Here is a 445-nt window from a genome sequence, read left to right on the forward strand (position 1 = left end):
CTTTTCTGCTAAGCCTAAGTTAATTAACTTAGGCTTAGCAGAAAAGGATCGTCCGCAGCTCTTAACTCGTTCTTTTGACCGGAATTACCTTGTAAAATATCTTGGTGCTTATAACTTTACGATTTACGATGTTATCCAAAATATTAAATCATCCAGTCAGCGGGCATTAGCCGATTCAAGTGACATTACTGACGTTGAGAACTACCGTAAAGCAAATTATGCAGAACCGAATCCACAGTATTTTGGAAAAGCAAAAGGAATGAATGTCATCTACGTTTCCTTGGAATCATTGCAAACGTTCATTATCGATTATAAGATGCCAGATGGACAGGAAGTCATGCCATTCCTTCATTCATTAACTCACGATAAAAACACGTTCTATTTTGATAATTTTTACCACCAAACAGGTCAAGGTAAAACATCAGATGCAGAGTTTTTAATGGAG

1 pseudogene is annotated in these 445 nt (G+C 36.9%); it reads left to right on the forward strand.

Annotation, left to right across the window (positions count from 1 at the left end):
- Positions 1-445, forward strand: a pseudogene (locus RYX56_RS21205) (glycerol phosphate lipoteichoic acid synthase); the annotation flags it as partial.

Source organism: Alkalihalophilus lindianensis, from assembly GCF_032843265.1.
Classification (GTDB): Bacteria; Bacillota; Bacilli; order Bacillales; family Bacillaceae_D; genus Alkalihalophilus; species Alkalihalophilus lindianensis.